The organism is Actinomadura sp. CNU-125, from assembly GCF_001942465.1.
Classification (GTDB): Bacteria; Actinomycetota; Actinomycetes; order Streptosporangiales; family Streptosporangiaceae; genus Spirillospora.
The window spans coordinates 1-19,946 of record NZ_MKJY01000061.1 but is presented as its reverse complement, the minus strand read 5'-3'; the positions used below and the strand labels follow the sequence as shown (position 1 = coordinate 19,946).

General features: G+C 74.1%; 17 protein-coding genes and 2 pseudogenes. 11 read left to right on the top strand and 8 right to left on the bottom strand.

Annotated features, from left to right (window positions below; all coding sequences use genetic code 11):
- Positions 1-256, bottom strand: a pseudogene (locus tag BJF79_RS08805) (hypothetical protein); the annotation flags it as partial.
- A gap of 53 nt (positions 257-309) precedes the next feature.
- Between BJF79_RS08805 and BJF79_RS08800 the strand changes: the two are divergent.
- The gene (locus BJF79_RS08800; protein ID WP_075896139.1) at positions 310-2,091 is read left to right on the top strand and encodes an AAA family ATPase; all 1,782 of its coding nucleotides are present in this window, start codon (positions 310-312) and stop codon (positions 2,089-2,091) included.
- On the opposite strand, the gene BJF79_RS08795 is transcribed toward BJF79_RS08800, so the two are convergent.
- Positions 2,075-2,761 (bottom strand): hypothetical protein, encoded by a 687-nt coding sequence (locus BJF79_RS08795; protein ID WP_262401739.1) that lies wholly within the window; start codon positions 2,759-2,761, stop codon positions 2,075-2,077. The genes BJF79_RS08800 and BJF79_RS08795 overlap by 17 nt on opposite strands.
- Positions 2,710-4,032 carry an SPFH domain-containing protein gene (locus tag BJF79_RS08790; protein WP_262401738.1) on the bottom strand — a complete coding sequence of 441 codons (1,323 nt, stop codon included), beginning with the start codon at positions 4,030-4,032 and terminating at the stop codon, positions 2,710-2,712. The genes BJF79_RS08795 and BJF79_RS08790 overlap by 52 nt, the downstream gene beginning before the upstream one ends.
- Positions 4,033-4,141: 109 nt before the next feature.
- On the opposite strand from BJF79_RS08790, the gene BJF79_RS08785 reads away from it, so the two are divergent.
- The 5 genes from BJF79_RS08785 (at position 4,142) to BJF79_RS08765 (ending at position 8,368) form a co-directional block, all read left to right on the top strand.
- A complete protein-coding gene (locus tag BJF79_RS08785; protein ID WP_143219793.1) occupies positions 4,142-5,008 on the top strand; it encodes an SMI1/KNR4 family protein in 867 nt (288 codons plus the stop codon).
- A 31-nt stretch (positions 5,009-5,039) separates the two neighbouring features.
- Positions 5,040-5,885, top strand: coding sequence for an SMI1/KNR4 family protein (locus tag BJF79_RS08780; protein ID WP_075896135.1), 846 nt, complete (start codon positions 5,040-5,042; stop codon positions 5,883-5,885).
- 137 nt (positions 5,886-6,022) lie between these two features.
- On the top strand, positions 6,023-6,868 hold the full coding sequence (locus BJF79_RS08775) for a serine/threonine-protein kinase (RefSeq protein WP_075896133.1): 846 nt from the start codon (positions 6,023-6,025) through the stop codon (positions 6,866-6,868).
- A complete protein-coding gene (locus BJF79_RS08770) occupies positions 6,811-7,728 on the top strand; it encodes a hypothetical protein (RefSeq protein ID WP_075896131.1) in 918 nt (305 codons plus the stop codon). The genes BJF79_RS08775 and BJF79_RS08770 overlap by 58 nt, the downstream gene beginning before the upstream one ends.
- A 67-nt stretch (positions 7,729-7,795) precedes the next feature.
- A complete protein-coding gene (locus tag BJF79_RS08765) occupies positions 7,796-8,368 on the top strand; it encodes an HPP family protein (RefSeq protein WP_083733279.1) in 573 nt (190 codons plus the stop codon).
- 23 nt (positions 8,369-8,391) lie between these two features.
- Here BJF79_RS08765 and BJF79_RS08760 read toward each other — a convergent pair whose 3' ends face one another.
- Both BJF79_RS08760 and BJF79_RS08755 read right to left on the bottom strand, forming a co-directional pair.
- On the bottom strand, positions 8,392-9,567 hold the full coding sequence (locus tag BJF79_RS08760; protein WP_075896127.1) for a hypothetical protein: 1,176 nt from the start codon (positions 9,565-9,567) through the stop codon (positions 8,392-8,394).
- Positions 9,564-10,094, bottom strand: a complete 531-nt coding sequence (locus tag BJF79_RS08755; protein WP_262401737.1) for an RNA polymerase sigma factor — start codon at positions 10,092-10,094, stop codon at positions 9,564-9,566. The genes BJF79_RS08760 and BJF79_RS08755 overlap by 4 nt, the downstream gene beginning before the upstream one ends.
- A 139-nt stretch (positions 10,095-10,233) precedes the next feature.
- Between BJF79_RS08755 and BJF79_RS08750 the strand changes: the two genes are divergently transcribed.
- From BJF79_RS08750 to BJF79_RS53000, 3 genes are all read left to right on the top strand, one after another.
- Positions 10,234-11,034 carry an SAM-dependent methyltransferase gene (locus tag BJF79_RS08750; protein ID WP_075896125.1) on the top strand — a complete coding sequence of 267 codons (801 nt, stop codon included), beginning with the start codon at positions 10,234-10,236 and terminating at the stop codon, positions 11,032-11,034.
- A 39-nt stretch (positions 11,035-11,073) separates the two neighbouring features.
- Complete coding sequence (locus BJF79_RS08745; protein ID WP_075896123.1) at positions 11,074-12,645, top strand: class I adenylate-forming enzyme family protein; 1,572 nt, start codon at positions 11,074-11,076, stop codon at positions 12,643-12,645.
- A gap of 182 nt (positions 12,646-12,827) precedes the next feature.
- Positions 12,828-16,541, top strand: a complete 3,714-nt coding sequence (locus tag BJF79_RS53000; RefSeq protein WP_075896121.1) for a WD40 repeat domain-containing serine/threonine protein kinase — start codon at positions 12,828-12,830, stop codon at positions 16,539-16,541.
- On the opposite strand, the gene BJF79_RS08735 is transcribed toward BJF79_RS53000, so the two are convergent.
- Complete coding sequence (locus tag BJF79_RS08735) at positions 16,454-17,395, bottom strand: DUF1990 family protein (RefSeq protein ID WP_075896119.1); 942 nt, start codon at positions 17,393-17,395, stop codon at positions 16,454-16,456. The two genes, BJF79_RS53000 and BJF79_RS08735, sit on opposite strands and share 88 nt — an antisense overlap.
- A gap of 75 nt (positions 17,396-17,470) precedes the next feature.
- Here BJF79_RS08735 and BJF79_RS59025 point away from each other — a divergent pair, with 75 nt between their 5' ends.
- Positions 17,471-17,974 carry a hypothetical protein gene (locus BJF79_RS59025; protein ID WP_075896117.1) on the top strand — a complete coding sequence of 168 codons (504 nt, stop codon included), beginning with the start codon at positions 17,471-17,473 and terminating at the stop codon, positions 17,972-17,974.
- Between the two features lie 23 nt (positions 17,975-17,997).
- Here BJF79_RS59025 and BJF79_RS66645 read toward each other — a convergent pair.
- Positions 17,998-18,159: pseudogene (locus BJF79_RS66645) on the bottom strand (DUF1990 family protein); the annotation flags it as partial.
- 651 nt (positions 18,160-18,810) lie between these two features.
- Between BJF79_RS66645 and BJF79_RS08720 the strand changes: the two are divergent.
- Positions 18,811-19,668: a BTAD domain-containing putative transcriptional regulator gene (locus BJF79_RS08720; protein ID WP_158079127.1), complete on the top strand. Its 858-nt coding sequence runs from the start codon at positions 18,811-18,813 to the stop codon at positions 19,666-19,668.
- Between the two features lie 53 nt (positions 19,669-19,721).
- On the opposite strand, the gene BJF79_RS55240 is transcribed toward BJF79_RS08720, so the two are convergent.
- Positions 19,722-19,946 (bottom strand): S26 family signal peptidase (locus BJF79_RS55240; RefSeq protein WP_262401735.1); only part of this gene is annotated, 225 nt, incomplete at its 5' end.

Below are 19,946 nucleotides of genomic sequence, written 5' to 3'. Positions count from 1 at the left end.
TGTCGACCGCTGCTCCGACGGGGGGCGCGGCCGGGGCGCCGGCTACGCGTTCGGCGGCGCCCGTCGCGGTTCCCGCGAGGACCTCCGCGACGGCCGCCGCGCGCAGCCGCCGCTGCGCCGCCCGCTCCCGCTTCCGGGTCCGCCGGACGAACGCGGACACACCCGCCCGCACCCGTTCGAGATCGGGGTCGCCGTCGGGCGCGTCCGCCAGCTCCGCCAGCACGCGCAGGCACGTCGCCACCTCGTCGTCGCGCATGCGGCCAATTAAACCGGGTGAAGCCGGGCGTCTCGGGGCGCTGTACTTGATCCATGAGCATGCCGGACGGGCCGCGCCTGGCCCACTTCATCGACACCATGATCGACCTGGGGCTCACCGGGCAGGTCTTCGGCGACCACGGCATCGGCAAGACCTCGACGTTCTTCCATCACGTCCGCAAGCGCGAGGGCGTCCGCCTCGTGTACGTGCCCGCCGCGAACCTCACGCCCGACGACCTGCTCGTGAACGCGCCCGTCCGGCGGGGCGGCGACGGGGAACTCGTCCTGCGGCAGCTCATCATGCGGCAGCTCAAGCCCGGCAAGCCGTTCGTGCTGCTCATCGACGACTCGCTCCAGGCGGGCGCCACGATCCAGTCGCAGCTCATGCAGATCGCCTGCGACTGGACGCTCGGCGAGCACGACCTGCGCGAGCTCGGCTGCATCGGCGTGTTCCTCACCGACAACGAGTCGCCGGACGAGACGGCGGCGCGGCGCACCGACCTCGCCGTCCTCGACCGGATGGCGACGCTGCGGGTCGACGCCGCCGACACCGCGTGGCGCGCCGCGCTGTCGCGGAAGTTCCGCGGCGTCGACCTCACCGGCGTGTTCCGCGTGTGGGCGTCGCTGCCGCCGGACGTGCGCCGCCTCCTGTCGCCGCGCACGCTGGAGCACGTCGTCGACTGCGGCCTCGCCGGGTTCCCCCTCGCGTGGGGGCTGCCGCTGGTGGACGCGCGCCTCGCGCTCGCGACGGCCGGGCCGGACGGCCGTCCGGGGGACGACCAGGCGCCCGAGATCCTCGACCGGATCGCCGACGAGCTGGGGCGCGCGGGCGCGGACGTGCCGAACCCCGGGCACGTGCCGGACGCCGTGCGCCGGGTCGTCCGCGCCGCCCTCGACCAGCGGTGGGCGGTGCTCGTCCAGGGCCCGCCGGGCTGCGGGAAGACCCAGGTCGTCAAGGAGGTCGTGCGCGGCGAGCTGGGTATCGACCCGCTGTACTTCTCGCTGCCCGTCACGAACGTCGAGGACCTCTGCGCGCCGGTCCCCACCCTCGACGGCACGCTCGACAACCTGTTGGCCGCGCCCTTCCTCGGGGAGGACGACAAGGCGATCGTGTGGGACGAGTACAACCGTCCCAAGGACAAGGCCGCGTTCGCCCGCCTGATGGAGATCACGCAGGAGTGGTCTCTGGCCGGACGTCGCATCGAGGGGCTCCGCGCACAGATCGCCTTGCAGAACCCTCCGTACCATCTGGGGCGGAAGCTGCTCGTGTCGCGGAACTCCATCGCGCAGGCGTCGCGCTTCACCGCCTCGCTGGAGATCGACCCCGAGGACATCCCGGCCAACGAGTGGCTCATCGCCCAGTACGGCGCCACGGCCGAGATCGTTCTCGAATGGTGGAAGAACGACATCGACGAGGAAGGCCGCCAGTGGATGACCAAGCGGACCCTCGAACGCCTCATCCGCCTGCACGGGCGCGACCTTCCCCTCGACGTCGCCAAGATCTACCTCGGCGACGGCGACTACGCGCCCGTCCCCCTCACCGACCTTGAGACGCGCCTCGCCAGCCGTCCCGTCACGGGCCTGCGCGAGCTGTCCGCCGACCTCGACGCCTGGACGGGACGGCTCCGCGCCGCGCCCGCCGAGGGTTCGGACGCGACCGACACCGTCCACCGCGTCCTCGCGAACGCGGAACTGTCGCAGCTCAAGGCGCACGCGGAGACCGTCGCGGCGCTCGCGCCGCTGCTCCCGCCGAAGCTGAAGGCGACGTACCTCATCGGCACCGATGCCGGGCGGCAGCGCTTCTGGAAGGACGTCTTCGTCAGCGGACGAGGTTGAGGCCGCCGGGCGCGACGCCGATCTCGATGCGCGACCCCCAGGAGAGCGTGAGCCGGTCGGACTCCATGCCGTCGCCGAACACGACGAGCCCGTCGGTCTCCGAGACGAGGCCGAGTGTCTCGCGGGGCCCGAGCCGGCCCTGCGTCCGGGACGTGCCGGTGGCGGGCGACGGCCACGCCTCCCGGACGAACCAGGCCAGTTCGGGTTCGGCGGGTGCGGGCAGCCGCAGGTCGCTGCGGCGTTCCAGCCACACCGAACGGCACCAGCCGGTCGCGCCGGTGCCGGTGGCGACCAGGACGCCCGAGGACGACTGGCGCTCGGCGGGCTCCTCGCCGCAGGCGAGCCGGTAGCGGGCGGACTGGTGCGTGGGATGCCCGACGAACACCTCGTTCAGCGCGGTCAGCGCGCCGCCGTCGTCGGTGACCGCCCGCACCATCGCGCGCCGCTCGGTCGCGGCCGTCCCGGCGGCGACGGCGCGCAGCAGGTCGGCGCACGCCTCCACCGGGTGCGGGACGAGCACGCCGGGGTTGCGCCCTGGGTCGGGGTCGAGGCCGATGACCGGCTGGCCGTCCAGGTACTTCGCGGTGTTGGCGACGAGGCCGTCCTGGCCGACGACGATCACGAGGTCGTCGGGGGCGAACAGGAACCGGTCCAGGTCGGCGCGTTCCACGAGGCCGCGCCGCCACGCCACCGGGATCGCCGCCGCCACCTTCGCCAGCGCGCCGCGGTCGCGGCGTGCGCGGCGTCCACCGGCGCGATGTCGCGGCCGCGCGACCGCAGGAAGAACTCCGCCTGCCCGCGGCTGCTGTGCCTGGCCAGCAGCTCGTCGTACTCGGTGCAGCGGTGGACGACCACCGCGCGCGGCGCGAGCGTCACACCGCCCCCTGGGGCGGCGCCGCCTGCCCGCCCCGCCGTCGCCGCCGGGGGGCCGCGGGCGGGCGTCGTCCCGGGGCGCGGCCAGGTGGCGAGCGCGCCGGTCAGCATGTCGGGGGTGAGGTTGAGCTGCCCGATCTGCGGCAGCCGCCCGGCGAGGGTCTCGGCGGCCAGCGCCAGCAGGACCGCCGGGTCCATGTCCCGGTAGACGTCCAGGTGCGCGGCGTTCGCCTCGGCCTCGGCGGCGCCGAGCGTCCGCCGGTTCTCCGCCTGCGTGGCGGCGGCGAGCTTCTCCCGCTCGGCCTTGGCCGCCGCCGCGACCCACGCGGCGGCCGCGTCCTCTTCGGCGCGGCGGCGCTCGTTCTGGCCGCGCCGCGCGACGAGCTGCTCTTCGCGCTGCGCCAGCTCGATCTGGTTCTGCATCTCGTTCTCGGCGATCGCGCGCTCCCGTTCGACCGCCAGGGCGCGCCGCTCGTAGGTCGCCCGGTCGGCCTCCTGCTGCACCTCCTCGCGGGCGGGCGTCTGGAGCGCGCGCTCCACGTCGGCTTCCGGACGGACGGCGACGACCCGCACGCCGACGATCGTGATGCCGGTGTCGGTGAGCCGCGCGTCCCCGGACAGCCCGGCGGTCACCGCGTCGCGGAGCGCGGTCGGGCCGCCGCCGATCGCGTCCCGCAGGGTCATCTCGGCGGCGAGCGTCAGGGCGTGCTGCTGCGCGCTCTCGGTGAGCATCGTCGCGACCTGGTCGAGCGGCGCGGACCGCCACGCGCCGGTCTCCGGGTTGATCGCGAAGTCCAGCCGCCGGGCCGCCAGCGCGGGCTCCTCGATCCGGTAGGTGACCGTGGCCTGCACGCTGACGTCCTGGTAGTCGGCGGTGCGGGCGTGGAAGAGCAGCGGCAGCTCCCGGTCGTCCACCGGCACCTCGCTGATCACCGCCGACAGCGGACGGAACCAGAAGGACACCCCGACGCCCTCGTGCACCGGCTTCCCGCGCCGCAGGTGCCGGACGTAGGTGGTGGGCGCGCCTCTCAGGTGCCGCAGCAGCGGCCTGCGTTGAACGTCCGCCATGATGCCTCCCGTTTTGTCGTCTTCAGGACGGTAAAGGGGAAGTGAGTTATTCTCAAGTTGATAACAACATTCGGGTATGTGATGTGTGTCACCTTCCTGAAGAATGTCGGTGCCGGGTGCTTGGGTGCTCGGCATGGACCGCAAGGAGTTGGCCGAGGCCGCGTTCCGGCTCGTGGGCGCCACCGCCGTCGAGCTGACCTGCGACGCGCCCGGCCATCCGGCCGACCACACGTGCCTGCCCGTCCCCGCCGACATGAGCGTGGACGACCTGGCCGGGGCGCTCGGCACGACGTTCGCGGGCCCGTACACCCCGGCGCACGGGTCGCCGCCGATGCCGGGCGGCGGCGACTGGGCCGACTGGACGCACGCCTGGCTGTGGGACGCGCGGACGATCGCGCTCGGGCGCGGCCCGGACGGCCGCACCCTCCTCGCCGTCACGGCGCGGGACGTCCCCGATCCGGACGGCTTTTCCGCGGACACGCCCTGGCCGGACCGGCTGGTCGCGATCACCGGCGGGCCCGTGGCGCCCTCGCCCGCGCCCGACTGGGCGGCGGTCGAGTCCCGGCTGGGCACGCCCCTCCCGAGCGACTACAAGCGGCTCGTCGAAGTCTTCGGCTGCGACGGCCTGTTCGACGAGTTCTTCCAGGTCTTCGACCCGGCGGAGCTGCTCTCGTACTGGGGCTCGTTCGCGGGTGACGCCGAGGCGGCGGGCGGGCTCGCGGGCTGGCCCCGTCCCGGCGGGCTGATCCCCTGGGCGGGCAACGAGCACCACGAGGTGTTCTGGTGGATCGCCGAGGGCCCCGACCCCGACCGGTGGCCCGTCTACGCCGTGGACGAAACCGACGAAGGCACTCGATTCGACTGCACGGCCACGGAACTGCTCTTCCGCCAGATGACCGACCCGGAGTTCCCCCTCACGACCACGGCCGATCACGTGACCGGGCACTGGTTCGCGAAGTTCAATCGGCGCGCCTGACCCTGTCGGTGGCGGCTGCTTGGGTGGCGGCATGGACCTAGAGGAACTGGCCAAGGCCGTGTCCGGTCTCAAGTTTCCCCAGGACGAGGGGGACCTCACCTGCGCCGAGCCGGGGCACCCCGACGGGCACACGTGCCTGCCGGTCTCCGCCGACCTCGACGTGGACGACGTCGTCGAGGACTTCGGCAAGCGTTACGTCGACCCGTACACCCGGGCCCACGGCCTGCCGCCGCTGCCGCTCGACGACCGGGTCGGCTGGACCCACGCCTGGATCTGGTTCGCGCGGGCGATCGCGGTCGGACGCGGACCGGACGGCCGTCCGGTCGTCGCCGTCGCGGAACGGAACATGCCCGAACCCGGCGACCTGCCCGCCGACATGCCCTGGCTGGACCGGCTGGTCGCGATCACCGGCGGGCCGACGTCGCCGCCGCCCGCGCCCGACTGGGCGGCGGTCGAGTCCCGGCTGGGCACGCCCCTCCCGGGCGACTACAAGCGGCTCGTCGAAGTCTTCGGCTGCCGCGGCACATTCGACGTGTTCTTCGATGTCTTCGATCCAGCGGAAGTGATCGACTACTGGGGGCTGTACGCGGGCGACGACCCCGCGGTGGGCGACCGGCCCTGCTTCCCGCTCCCCGGAGGAGTGATCCCCTGGTCGAACAACGAGCACCACGAAAGCTTCTGGTGGATCGCCGAAGGCCCCGACCCCGACCGGTGGCCCGTCTACGCCGTGACCGAGGACGACATCGGCACCCGCTTCGACTGCACGGCCACCGAGTTCCTCTACCGCCAGATCACCGACCCGGACCACCCGTTCTTCGGGCAAGCGAGCCACACGCGCGGGCACTGGTTCATGACGTACGCCGACCGGACCGCCTGACGCACCCGCGGCGGCACCGACCGACGGCCGGAACCGGCCGTCTCCCGCCGAACCGGACGTTCGCGGCGAGCGTTACCTCTGGCAGGTGACGACGTCCGGCACCGGCGACCGGCCGGGCCTGCCGAGGAGGTGCGGCGGTGGAGCCGCTTCACGATGACGACCCGGCCGAAGTGGGCCCCTACGCGCTGACGTCGCGGCTCGGCGGCGGCGGGATGGGCCAGGTGTTCCTCGGCCGGTCGCCCGGCGGGCGTCCCGTCGCGGTGAAGCTGGTCCGCGCCGAGTACGCCGCCGACGACGGGTTCCGGCGGCGGTTCGCCGCCGAGGTCGCGGCGGCGCGGCGGGTCGGCGGGTTCTACACCGCGCAGGTCGTCGACGCCGATCCGGACGCCGACCGTCCGTGGCTCGTCACCGCGTACGTGCCCGGGCCCTCGCTGCAGGCCGCCGTCACCGGGCACGGGCCGCTGCCGCCCGCCGCCGTCCGGACCCTCGGCGCCGGGCTCGCCGAGGGGCTCGCGGCCGTGCACGCCTGCGGGCTGGTGCACCGCGACCTCAAACCCGGCAACGTGCTCCTCGCGGACGACGGTCCCCGCGTGATCGACTTCGGGATCGTCCGGGCGCTGGAGGCCGCCTCGGGCACCCGCAGCGGCGTGATCGTCGGGACGGTCGCGTACATGGCGCCCGAACAGGCCCGCGGCGACCGGGAGATCGGGCCGCCCGCCGACGTGTTCGCGCTCGGGTCGGTGCTGGCGTTCGCCGCCACCGGCGAGCCGCCCTTCGGACGGTCGCCGGCCGCCCCCGTCATGTACCGGATCCAGCACGCCGACCCCGACCTGACGGGCGTGCCCGCGGAGCTGCGCGACCTGATCGCCGCGTGCCTGGCCCGGGAGCCCGGCGACCGCCCGGCCGTGGCCGAGGTCCTGCGGGCGTGCGCCCGGCGGGCCGCGTCGGCGACCGGCGGCTGCCCGCCCCGGTGCAGGCCATGATCGCCCAGATGACCACGACGGCCCCCACACCGTCCCCGGTCCCGTCCCCGGTCCCGGCCCCGTCGACCGTCACCGACGCCCCGGCCTCCCGGACCCGCCGCACGCCGTCGTCGCGGGCGCGGCCGTCGCGGCCGTTGGCGGTGCTGTCGCTGGGCGGGGCGGTCGCGGCCGTCCTGCTGGCGGACGGTTCCGGCGGCCGCGACCCCGCCGCCGCCTCGTCCTCGCCCCCGCCCCCGGACACGACCTCGCCGTCGAACGCCCCGGCGGCCGGGACCACCCCGTCGTCCGGCGCTCCGGCAGCCGATCCGGCCCGGACGTCCGAGGTGATCGGGCGGATCCACGACGACCAGGCGGGCTTCTCCTACGTCCGGCTGGGCGCTCCGTGGATCGACGCGGGCGGCGCCTGGACCCGGCCGGGCATGTTCACCGCCGGGCAGACCGCGCCGATCGGGCCGGAGCGGGGCGGCGTCAGCTTCAACGCGATCAGTGCGTCCGGCGTGCCGCGTCCGGCCGAGATCGGCGGCTACTCGGGACCGGACGACCTGGACGCCGTCGCCGCGGGCGTGAAGACGCGGATCGTCCGGGAGCTGTTCAACCTGCCGCACACCGAGGAGTCGCTCCACTCCGGGCCCGCGCAGATGTCCGGCGGCGGGCGGGGCTGGCTGGAGCAGGTCCGGCTCGACTTCCCGCAGGCGGCGGCGAACGGCTGGCCCGTCCGCTCCACCACGCTGGCGATCCTCCTGGTCGACACGGGCGGCGCGGACGGCGGACCGCCCGGCCTGCTGGTGGTGTCGATCCCCGACGCGTTGGGGACCCAGGGCGACCTGGACCAGGTGATCGGCTCGGTGCAGGTGCCCTGAACTCGGGCGACGCGCCCGCGGCGACCCGGTGCGGGCGGCCCCGGCGGCCGCTCGGAAAATGGGCGGCATGGCCGACGAACGATCACCCTCCTGGTATCACGTCGAGGTGCTGGAGCGGCGTTATCCCGCCAACGCGGTGCGCGCCGTGTACTGCGGCACGAACAGCTTCCTCTCGATGGCGATCATGGCCGGCCTGGCGTACGCGACGCACGCCCCGTTCATCTTCCCCTCGCTCGGCCCCACGGCGTTCCTGCTGTTCTTCTCGCCCCGCACAGCGAACGCGTCCCCCCGCAACACGCTCGTCGGGCACCTCATCGGCATGTTCTCCGGCTACTTCGCGCTCGTCGTCACCGGCCTGACTAGCGCGCCGCCGAACCTCGAACACGTGACGGGCGACCGCGTCCTGGCCGCCGCGATCGCGCTCGGCCTGACCTGCGGGCTGATGCCGCTGCTGCGCGCCGCGCACCCGCCCGCCGGAGCCACCACGCTGATCATCGCGCTCGGCCTGCTGCGCAGCCCCGAAGACCTCGCGATCATGTCGGCCGCCGTGGTCGTGATCGTCGCGCAGGGCCTGGTCATCAACCGGATCGCGGGCATCCCCTACCCGCTGTGGAAGCCGAAGCCCGCCCCGGACGCCTGACGACGCCCGGGGGCGGGTCCCGGTCAGGACGACCGGAGGTGCCAGAGCGCGGTGCCGTCGGCGCCGTACCCGGTCGCCGTGCCCTCGACGCCGTACCCGGTCAGCGGGCCGTCGGCCGGGGCGCCCTGCGGCCCGTACCCCGGCGGGACGGTCCCGGCGAACAGCGCCACCTTCTCGTCCCAGGGCGGGACGATCGTGCGGACCTCCACGCGCGTGCCGTCGCTCAGTTCGAATTCGACGCGTTCGGTCTGGGTCCCGGTCACCCCGTACCACCGGTTTCCGGACGTCCACAGGTGCCCGCCGTCGCGCCGGGCCTCGTCGGTGAGCGAACCGCCGGGCCGGTCCGCTTCGAGGAGCGCATTCTCCGGCTGGAGCCATCCGGCCGTTTCAGCGCCGTTCCAGAAGACGAGACACTGCCCGTCCCAGTTCGCCGCGACGCCCGTTCCGCCGAGTTCCACAGCGCCGTCCGGCCTGCGTGTCCGGAGCGGGCAGCCGGGGTCCGTGCCGGCGTCCTGCTTCTCGATCGTCGCGATCGCCTCGCCGCCCGCGTCCGCCAGTACCACCTTCTCGATGGCGCCGAGCCCGCCGACCTGCCAGACGGGGTGGGGGAACCCCGAACCGTGCAGCAGCCGTCCGGTCGCCTTCCGGCCGTCGGCGAGTTCGGCCGTCACCGACGCGACGTCCGGGCTCGCGACGCCGATGGCCATCTCGCCGCCGATCGGCGGTCCGCCGAGGTACTCGCCGAAGTGTGCGGCGTAGGCGTCGTCCGGTTCCGGGGAGGCGGGGGAGGCGCAGCCGCCGACGTTCGGGGTCGACGACCAGGACCAGCACAGCGCGGCCTCGCCGTTCACGGTGGAGTACCACACGTCCGTGCGGCTCACTCGGCCGCCGACCGGATCCGTCCGCAGTACCTCGCCGGTCGGGGGGTTGAGATCGCGGAGCGTCTTCGGCCCCGGCCGGCCCGGCCCGGTGGAGGACGGCGTGAGGACCTGCCGCCCGTCTCGCTGCACGTCCCCGCCGGTCAGGACCGGGACGGACGCGCCCGCTACGGCGACCGCGGCCAGTGCGCCCGCGGCGGCGAACCGAGCCCGCCGGCGCCTCACCCGGTGGTGGATCCGGGCCTTGGCGTCCGGACGCGCGGTGTAGCCGTCGGCCTCGCCGTGCAGCGCCTCCCGGAGCCGCTCTTCGATCGTGCTCATGCCTTCTCCTCAAGGGCTCGCTGCAGTGCGGCGACGCCGCGGTGGGCATGCGACTTGACGGTGCCGGCGGAGATGCGCATCGTCTCGGCGATCTCCCGCTCGGAGAGGTCCAGCCAGTAGCGCAGGACCAGCACCTCGCGCTGCCGGTCCGGGAGTGCGGCGAGCGCCTCCAGCAGTTCGCGGTTCCGCTCCCGCGCGACGACGTCGGACTCGGGCGGTTCGACCACCGCCGGGGCGTCCCGCCGGTGCGCCGCGAGCCGGATCCGGGCCAGCCGCAGGTGCCGGTGCCGGTTGCGGGTCAGGTTGACCACGGTGGACCGCAGGTAGGCGCGGGCCGCGCCCGCGTCGCGCAGCCGCCGCCGTTTGCGGTAGTAGCGGGCGAACGCGTCCTGGGCGACGTCCTCGGGATCGTCCGCGCCCAGCAGCCCGGCCAGCCGGACGAGCGGCCGGTAGTCCGCGCCGAACAGTTCGTCGAACGTCACGTCGGGTGCGGGACCGGCCCGGTCGCCGGAGAGGATCTCGATCACGGTGGATAGACACCCGAGTTCCCCGGACGTTGTCCCGTCCGGTCGGATTTTTCCGGCGAACGGACACACCGGCCGCGGGAAACACCAGTAGGTGAGGTTTCGTACTAGCTTGTGGGACGAGGGCGGCTGGTGAGGAGAAATGGTGGGGGAGCGGCGGCAACCGGGCGGATTTGACCCGAACGTGCCGAATATTGCACGGATGTACGACTACTACCTGGGCGGCAAGGACCATTACACGGCCGATCGCGTCCGCGCCGAGGAGGCGATCACGGCCGATCCCACCCTCCCGGTGCTGATCAGGGAGAACCGCGCCTTTCTCGGACGCGCGGTGCGGTATCTCGCCGAGCAGGGCGTCGACCAGTTCCTCGACATCGGCACCGGCCTGCCCACCCAGCAGAACGTCCACCAGATCGCCCAGTCGGTGAATCCCGGTGCCCGCGTCGTCTACGTCGACTACGACCACCAGGTCGTCGCGCACGGGCGCGCGCTGCTCGCCGGCTCGGACGTCACCCGGATGATCCAGGCCGACCTGCGGCGGCCCCGCGAGATCCTCGAACACCCGGAGCTCGATCTCCTCGACTTCGGCAAGCCGGTGGCGCTGCTGACGGTGGCGACCATGCACTTCGTCCCGGACGAGGACGACCCGCCCGGCATCATGGCCGAGTTGCGCGCCGCGCTCGTCCCCGGCAGCCACCTCGTGATGACCCACGCCTCCGCCGACGGCGTCCCCGACGTCGTCGCGAAGGTCGTCGAGGTCTACAACCGCACGTCCGCTCCCGGAACGCCCCGCACCCTCGAACAGGTCCGCGGCCTGTTCGGGGAGTTCGAACCCGTCGAGCCCGGCCTGGTGTGGGCGCCGCTGTGGCGCCCCGACCACCCGGTCGATCCGGACCAGGCCCGCCAGACGTGGTTCTACGCGGGGGTCGGACGCAAACCCTAGAAGGGTTCACCCGAGGGTCCACCTACCGAGGAGGACGAGATGCAGGCGACGACGGTCGGGGCCGCGCTCCACGAGGCGGCGGCCAGGGGCGGAACGTTCCTGTACGACGGCGACGAGACCATCACCTATCCCGCGTTCGACGAACTCGCCGACCGCGTCGCGGCCGGGCTGCTGGCCCGCGGCGTCGGCCGCGGCGACCGGATCGGGCTGCTCGGGCTCAACACCCCGAGGTGGCTCGCCGTGTTCTTCGGCGCGGCCCGCATCGGCGCGGTCGTCGTGCCGCTCAGCGTCCGGTACCGGGAGGCCGAACTCGCCCACATGCTCGGCCAGAGCGGCGCCCGGACGGTCGTGAGCGCGGGTTCCGCCGCCGGGTTCGACTTCGCCGCGTTCTTCGACGGGTTCCGCCCGCGGCTCCCCGGCGTGCGCGACCACGTGTTCTTCGACGGGCCCGGCTTCGCGGGGAGCACCTCGTTCGACGAGCTGACCGCGGCACCGTCCGACCCCGGGGCCCTCGCGGCGGCGCGCGCCGCCGTCACCCCGGACGACCCGCTGCTGATCCTCTACACCTCGGGCACCACCGGACGCCCGAAGGGCGCCGTCATCACGCACGGCGGCCTGCTGGCGTCGGCGTCCGCGCAGGCCGCCCACTTCGGCATGGACGAGCGCGAAGTGCAGCTCGGCCACCTGCCGTTCAACCACGTCGGCGGCATCACCTGCACGATCGCGACCGCGCTCGTGTCCGGCGGCGCGGTCGCGCTGCTGCCCGCGTTCAGCCCGGACGGCGCCCTGGGGGCCGTCGAACGCCACCGGGTGACGCTGCTGGGCGCCGTCCCGACGATGTTCGTGCTGATGCTCGGGCACGACTCGTTCGCCGGGCGGGACGTGTCGTCCGTCCGGACGTGCGTCGCGGGCGGCTCGAACGTGGAACCGGCGCTGGGCGAGGCGATCCGGCGCGGCTTCCCCGGCGCGTCGCTGTTCGGCCTGTACGGCCTGTCGGAGTCGTCGGGCGCCTGCGTGCTGTCGCGGACGGACGACGACCCCGAGACCGTCGCGCGCACCCTCGGCGTCGCGATCGGCGGGTTCGAGGCCCGGACGGTCGGCGCCGACGGGGCCGTGCTCCCGCCGGGGGAGACCGGCGAGCTGCAGATCCGCGGCGGCTGCGTCGCCGCGGGCTACTGGGACATGCCGGACGAGACGGCCGCGGCGTTCCTGCCGGGCGGCTGGCTCGCGACCGGCGACATGGCCCTCATGGAACCGGACGGGCATCTCGTGCTGCGGGGCCGCAAGAAGGAGATGTACATCCAGGGCGGCTTCAACGTCTACCCGGTGGAGATCGAGAACGTGCTCGCCGCGCACCCGAAGGTCGCGATGGTCGCGGGGTTCGGCGTCCCCGACGCCGTCCTCGGCGAGGTCGGCTGCTGCTACGTGGTGCCCGGCCCCGACGGCGAACCGCCCACACCGGACGAACTCGCCGCGTACTGCGCGGAGCGGCTCGCCGACTACAAGGTGCCCCGCCGGTTCGTCGTCACCGCCGAGGTCCCGCTGACGCCCGTCGGCAAGATCCACAAGGTGCTGCTGAAGGACCGGCACGAGAAGGCCGCCGCCGAATAACCGCACGCGCGGCCCCCGGGCGTGCGGTCCGTTCCTCGAGAATTCACCGAACAACTCTCGTGTCACTCCCGTCGTATCCGGGCGACAGACAATCATGTTCTTTTGAGTTTCGACCCGGAGATGGAGAGAACCCCCCATGGAGCAAGTGCCGCACGTCCCCGCGGCCGGGCGGGAGTGATCGCGTGACCACCCCGCTGCTGGACCGCGACCCCCGCCAGCTCGGCGGCTACTGGCTCGCCGCGCGGCTCGGCGCGGGCGGCCAGGGCGTCGTCTACGAGGGCTACGACGACCGGGGCGGCCGCGTCGCCGTCAAGGCGCTGCACCCCGACGCGATCGACGAGGCGTACCGCGAGGGGCTGCGCAAGGAGGTCGCGACGCTGCAGCGCGTCGCGGCGTTCTGCACCGCCCGGATCATCGCCGCCGACCTCGACCACCCGCCCCCGTACATCGTCAGCGAGTACGTCCCCGGCCCCGACCTGCAAGGCTGGGTCGACCGCAACGGCGCCTACGGCTCCGGCGAACTCCACCGGCTCGCGATCGGCATCGCGACCGCGCTGTCGTCCATCCACCGCGCGGGAGTGATCCACCGCGACCTGAAACCGGCGAACGTCCTGCTCGGCCCGGACGGCCCGCGCGTCATCGACTTCGGCATCGCCAAGACCGAGGAGATGTCGCGCAGCGCCACCGGGCAGATGAAGGGCACCCCGCGGTGGATGGCGCCCGAACTGTTCCGGGGGCAGCGGCCCACGCCCGCCGTGGACGTGTGGGCGTGGGGCGCGATCGTCCTGTTCGCCGCGACCGGCAGCGCGCCCTTCGACGGCGGTTCGCTGCCGACCCTGATGCACCAGATCACGACGGCCGATCCCGACACCGGGATGCTCGCCGAACCCCTCCGGGGCCTCGTCGGCGCCGCGCTCAGTCAGGACCCGGAGGCCCGCCCGTCCCCGGAGGAACTGCTCATCGGGCTCATCGGCGGCGATTCGAGCAACCCCCTCGAAGCGGGCAGGCAGGCGGCGGGCAAGGGCACCCAGCCGTCGATGACGCTGCCGCCGTCCCTGGCCGAACTCGCCGAACGGACCTACGGCGCGCTCGATCCCCGCGCGCAGGAGGCCGTCCCGCGCATGCTGCTGCGGACGGTCGTCGCGCGCCCGAACGCCGACGACGTCCTGTGCACGGTCCCGCTCGACGACTTCACCGACGGCGAGACCGACGAGGACACCGTCTTCCGCGTCCTGAACGCCTTCGGCGAGGCGGGCCTGCTCCGGCGGGCCGACGACGGCACGGTCGGCATCGGCACCCCCGCCCTGCTGCGCGCGTGGCCCCGCATGCGCGACTGGGTGGACGCCGAACGGCACGGCCTCGACCGGCACCACTCCCTGGCCGAGGCCGCCCGCCGCTGGACGGGCGGCGGCCGCAGGCCCGCCGACCTACTGCAGGGCTCGCGGCTGGACGAGGCGCGCGACTGGGCGTCCACCGGCCGCCGCCGCCTCACCCTCAACCTCGCCGAGCGAGCCTTCCTGGAGGCGTCGGTCGAGCAGACGCACCGCCGCGCCCGCGTCCGGACGATCGTGACCGCGGCCCTCGGCGCGCTGCTGCTGGTCGCGGTGATCAGCGGCGGCGCGGCCGGGGCGCAGAGCGTCCGGCTCAGCACGGCCAACGAGACGGTGTCCGGGCAGCGCGACGCGGCCGTGGGCATGCAGCTCGCGACGCAGGCCGTGCAGCTCCGCCGCACCGACCCCGCGCTCGCGCGCCGCCTCGCCGTCGCCGCCGCGTCCCTCGCCGGGAACACCCCGGAGACGCACGACGCGCTGCTCGCCCTGTCGTCGCAGTGGGAGCGGGACATCTGGACGCCGACCGGCGTCGACGGTTCGTGGAACCAGGTGTATCCGGCGGGCGGCGGCCCGAACGTCTTCTGGAAGCCCGGCCGGCCGGAGATCATCGTGGCGGACGCCGAGACCCGGAAGACCAGCACGATCACGGTCAAGGGCGCTCCGCTCACCGGGATGGACGTGACCGGGGACGGCAAGCGCCTGTTCACCCTCCAGAACGACGGCACCATGACGTTCTGGGACCTCGCGAAGGGGACCGGTAGCCCGCTGCCCTACAAGCACACGATGGGCACCGGCCTCTACCTCAGCCCGACCGGCCAGAAGCTGATCAGGACGGTCGACGGCCGCATCTCGGTGGTGGAGAGCGCCACCGGCAGGGAACTGTTCCAGGCCGAGGCCAAGTACACGGTGTCCGGGCCGGCGATGTCCCCGGACGAGCGCTACCTGGTCATGCCCCTGGAAAGCGGTGCGAAGCGCGAGCGCCTCGCCTGGTGGGACCTGACCACCGGCAAGGAGGTGACGGGCCGCCACAACCTCCCGAACCAGTACCCGTTCGCCGATGCGCGGCAGTACCTCGCCACGACGTTCAGCCCGGACGGCCGCCTCCTCGCCACCGTCGCCGCCGTCGACGGGGAGCCCACGAAGCAGATCGTCGTCCTGGACGCGAAGACCCGCGAGATCCGCACGTCGCTGTCGGTGCCGAAGGACCTCGAGACGAGCAGCCTGGACTTCAGCCCGGACGGCCGGTTCATCGCCACCGCGATGACGATGTGGAGCACCGACCCCGGCACGAACGAGGGCCCCTACCTGCACTACGTCCCCGACGTTATGTGCAGCGGCACCCGGTTCGCCCGCGACGGGTCGAGCCTGCGCTGCGTCGACCACCAGGACCGGATCCGGTCGATCGACGTGTCCGGCTTCACCGACCGGCTCCGGTTCGCCCCGTTCGGCATCGACGCGGCGATCAGCCTCGACGGGAGCACGCTGGCCGTGCGCGACGAGCCCGGGACCGTCCAGATCTGGGACGCCGCGAAAGGCGAGCGCCGCACCGACCTGGCCGTCGGCGGCGTGGCGGAGCGCGCCATGGTGCTGTCGCGGGACGGCCGCCTGCTCGCCCTGGCCGGGACGGACGGCAAGGTCGAGGTCTGGGACGTCGGGAAGCGCGCCAGGCGCACGGTGATCGACACCGGCGCCCCGGCGCAGTCCTTCCGGCCGCCGCCCGCGTTCTCGCCGGACGGCAAGGCGCTCGCGGTACTGGTGTCGCACGAGCCGAGCCACCTGAAGTTCTGGGACGCCGCGAACGGGCGGCCGCGGCGGCGAGGCCCGCGCCGGGCAGGAGCGGTCGACCGTGGGCAGCGGCGATCAGCGGATCGTGTGGAGCGCGGACGGCCGCCGCGTCGTCTCCGCCACCGACCTCGGGGTGGTCGGGTTCCCGTCGGGCAAGACGCTCGTACCGGCGGGCGCGTTCGGCGCGCCCGTGCCGGACCGTACCGTCCAGGCGCTCGCCCGGGGCGTCCTGGCGACGGTGGAGGGCGTGGCCGACCAGCGGCTGCTCACCTTCTGGGACGCCGCGACCCTCAAGCAGAAGGGCCGCCCCATCAGGCTCCCGGAGGGCAAGACCCCGATCGCCGCGCTCTCCCCGGACGGGCGGCTGGCGGCGACCGCCGACATCCGCGGCAAGATCAACATCTGGGACGTGGAGACGGGACGGCACCTCGGCCTCGCGCTCACCGGGCACACGACGAGCACCGACACGGTGATCCAGGCACTCGGGTTCAGCTCGGACGGCACCCGCGTCTACAGCGTCGGCCAGGACGACGCGGCACTCGTGACCCACGTCGTCTCGCCGCGCCTTCTGAAGGAAAACCTCTGCAAGGAGACCGGCGAGCTGACCCAGGCCCAATGGAAGCAGTACGTGGGCAAATACGAAGGGATGGAGTACCAGCGAACCTGCTGACACGGCTCTGCGGTGCGGGCCCTCAACCGGCGTCCCGGACGAGGGCCCGCCTGCGCTCGGCGAGCCCGGACGCCGTCAGCCGCGCCATCCGGTCGCACGCCCGCCGGTAGAACTTGAGCTGCGTGTACCGGCCGAACAGCATGAAACCGAGACGCACGACGAGGTTCGGGATGGGCCCCCGCCGGGACACGGCGCGGATGCGGAACTCGACCTCCCCGGTGTCGAGCCACTTGCGCACCTCCTGGTCCATCTGGCCGCGTTCGAGGTGCCCCTGCAGCGTCCGGTAGTTCCAGCCCCACACCTGCGCCCGCCGCCCGCCGACCTCGACGACCCGGTCGACGACCTCCCCGACGCGGACCGCGAGGTGGAAGCGCAGCCCGTAGAAGCGGCCTTCGAGGAGCATGTCGCGTCCAGGCTCGGGAGGTCCCGCGCCCTGCACGCGGCGGATGATGGCCGGGTCGGCGTACGCGTAGTCCCGGACGAGCCGCCGTGCGATCTCCCAGCTCCCGCCGGGCACCGGCGGGCCGGGCGGCTCGGCCGGCAGCGGCTGCCGCAGGTCGTCGACGTGCCAGCCCTTCCCCGTCCGTCCCCGGCCGCCCGGACCGTGCTCGCGCGGGTCGAAGTTGGGCCGCCGGTGCCGCAGGTCCGCGTGCGGCCGCCGCGCGGGCTCGTCGGGACGGGCGGCGCCCTGGGCGGCCGCGTAGACCGGGGCCCGCAGCCGCTGGAGCACTCCCGCCGGGCGCAGCCCCGGGACGGGGTGCCGCTCGGGATCGAACCGCATCGGCGCCCGCTCGTCCGTCCGCGCGGGTCCGGTGAGGCGCAGCTCGCCGAACCGTTCCCACGGGCCGAACTCCGTCGCCACCACCAAGTCCAGCAGCAGCGGGCGCTCGTCCACGGCCCGCGCGAGCGCCGCGAGACCGGACGGGACGGTCCGGGGACGCCGCGCGGCCGCGCCCAGCAGCACACGGCGGTCGCCCGCCCGGTACGCGAGCAGCGACCCGTAGAACCCCGGCGCCCACCGGGTCGCGGGCCGCGGCAGGTGGCGGCCGAGCGCGTCGCCCAGTTCAGCTCGAGCAGCAGCTCCGCCTCGCCGCCCGCCTCGCCGCCCGCGTCGCCGTCCGTCGCGCCGTCCGTCGCGCCGTCCGGCCGCCGCCAGCGCAGCGCGAGCCCCAGCACGTCCGGGAACGCGGACGGCAGGCCCGCCGCGCGCGTCAGCCGCGCCTCGCCGTGCAGCACCGCGCGGTCGTCCAGCAGCGGGACGAACCGGCTCCGCGACGTTCCGTGCAGCACCATCGACGCGTCGAAGACGAGCCCCCGCGGATACAGCGGACGGCCGCCGCGCCGCCGCGCCGCCAGCGCGAACGCCTGCGCGACCGCCGCCGCGGCCGCATCGGTGACGGGCCCGAGCCCGCGCACGTCCGCGCGTTCGCTGCGGACCTCGACCTCGCCGACCATGCGGCCGCCGGAGAGTTCGGCGACCCGCGCGCAGAAGTGCGCCCACATGTGCAGCTGCATCTCCTTCGCGACGCGCAGCCCGCTGTAGAGGGCGTTCGCCAGCCGGTCGCCGCTGCGCGCCCAGGACTCGATCGTGAACACGAGCCCGTCCGGGGCGGCCGCCGCCCGGAACTCGATCTCCCCGGCCTCCATGTGCCCGCGCAGCGTCACGAACCGGAACGACGCGGGCGTCCGCTCCACCACGCGCACCGGGCAGTTCCACGGCCCCGGCATGTGGACGAGGTACTCGTCGCCGACCTCGACCGCGCCCGCGGCCCCGGCCGTCTTGTCGAAGACGGCGACCTCCACCGGCGCGGCCGCGTTGAGATCGTCGCCCAGCCGGCCGATCAGCTGCTCCGGCGTCAGCGGGCTGCCCGCGATGCGGACCGTGTACCGCCGCCGGTAGGCGGGCCCGACGCCGTGGCGCGGATCCTGCACCCCGCGCCCGTCCCGGTGCGGCATCCGCTCGATCTCCGTGGGCGTTCCCGCGCGCAGCGGGCGGCGCGGTATCCGCCTGGATCCGCGCAGCCACCGCCAGCCCGCGATGCCCATCCCGGCCGGCCAGCGGGCCGACCGCGCGCGCCGCCGCCACCGTCCCCGCACGGCGCCCCCCCGATGATCGCCGGTGTGGCCGGGCCCGCGTCCCCGCCGGGCCGACGGCCGTGGTCCGCGACGCCCTACCCCGGACGGCCGCGCCGAATCACGCCCGTCCGGCCCGGTCCGACATTCGGCCCCGGGTGCCGAAAAGAACACCGATAAAGGATCTGGGTTCGGTGGCCGCATCCGGGCATGAATTCCGGGAACCGTCCTCTTGACGCGAAATGGAGAAATATCTATTTTACTGTTGGTGGGAGCGCTCCCACGGCGGCGGTGACAGGAGGACGGATGGGCCTCAGATTCGGGGTGCTCGGCCCATTGCGGGTATGGCGGGACGGGCAGGAGATCGATCTCGGCACGGCCAAGCAGCGCACGCTCCTCGCCGTCCTGCTGATGGAACCGAACCGGACCGTGTCCCTCGACCGGCTGACAACGGCCCTCTGGGACGACCGCCCCCCGAAATCGGCCGTCTTCAACTTGCGCACCTACGCCGGGAAACTCCGCACCGCACTGAACGATTCCGGACGCCCTTCCCCGGCCCGCATCGCCGGACGTCATCCCGGCTACGCCCTTCGGGTCGATCCGCACGAACTCGACAGCGCGCAATTCACCGAGCACTTCCGCAACGGAAAGGCGGCGATGTCGCGGGGCAGGCCGAAGGAAGCCGTCGTGCACCTGTCCGCGGGACTCGCGCTGTGGCGGGGGCGGCCCGCCGAGGACGTCCCGTCCACGCTCGCCATGGCGCCCTGGCTCGACTCGCTCGACGAGCAGCACTGCACGGCCCTGGAGACGATCGCCGCCGCCCGCCTCAGCCTCGGCGAGCACGAGGTCATCGTCCCCGAGCTGCGCGACCTGCTCGCCGTCCACCCGACCCGCGAGCGGCTGTGGGCGCACCTGATGCTCGCCCTCTACCAGGGCGGCGACATCGCCGCCGCGCTCAACGCCTACGCGTCCGCGCGCGAGATGCTCCGCGCGCTCGGCATCGACCCCGGCCCCGAACTCGTGGACCTGCACCGGGCGATGCTCAACCGCGACCCGGCACTCGCCCCGGCGCCCCGCCGCGACACCGTCGCCGTCCGCTACCGCCGCGCCCCCGCGCGGCACGGCGACGTCGGCCGCGTCCGCCGCCCCGGCCCCCGCCGCTGACGCCCACCGCCGCGACGGCCGCCCCCGGCCGGACGGTCACATCGTGCGGACGGTCACATCGTGCGGACGACGACGCCGAGCAGGCGGTCCGCGTCGAAGTAACCGCAGTCGCGGGAGTCGAAGCTCGCCGCCGCGTTGTCGCCCAGCACCACCAGCCGTCCGGCCGGCACCGGCGACCCCGCGCGGACCCCGGCCGCCGCCGCGACCGTCCCGGGGACCGGATCGCCCGGCAGCGCGGCGGCCCGCCTTGATGAGCCACCCCCGCGCCCGCAGCGCCC

What these genes read in the sequence shown, in the direction of transcription:
- BJF79_RS08800 (WP_075896139.1), top strand. Translation starts at nt 310, where the DNA reads ATGAGCATGCCGGACGGGCCGCGCCTGGCCCACTTCATCGACACCATG.
- BJF79_RS08790 (WP_262401738.1), bottom strand. Translation starts at nt 4,032, where the DNA reads ATGGCGGACGTTCAACGCAGGCCGCTGCTGCGGCACCTGAGAGGCGCG.
- BJF79_RS08780 (WP_075896135.1), top strand. Translation starts at nt 5,040, where the DNA reads ATGGACCTAGAGGAACTGGCCAAGGCCGTGTCCGGTCTCAAGTTTCCC.
- BJF79_RS08765 (WP_083733279.1), top strand. Translation starts at nt 7,796, where the DNA reads ATGGCCGACGAACGATCACCCTCCTGGTATCACGTCGAGGTGCTGGAG.
- BJF79_RS08760 (WP_075896127.1), bottom strand. Translation starts at nt 9,567, where the DNA reads ATGAGCACGATCGAAGAGCGGCTCCGGGAGGCGCTGCACGGCGAGGCC.
- BJF79_RS08750 (WP_075896125.1), top strand. Translation starts at nt 10,234, where the DNA reads ATGGTGGGGGAGCGGCGGCAACCGGGCGGATTTGACCCGAACGTGCCG.
- BJF79_RS08745 (WP_075896123.1), top strand. Translation starts at nt 11,074, where the DNA reads ATGCAGGCGACGACGGTCGGGGCCGCGCTCCACGAGGCGGCGGCCAGG.
- BJF79_RS08720 (WP_158079127.1), top strand. Translation starts at nt 18,811, where the DNA reads ATGGGCCTCAGATTCGGGGTGCTCGGCCCATTGCGGGTATGGCGGGAC.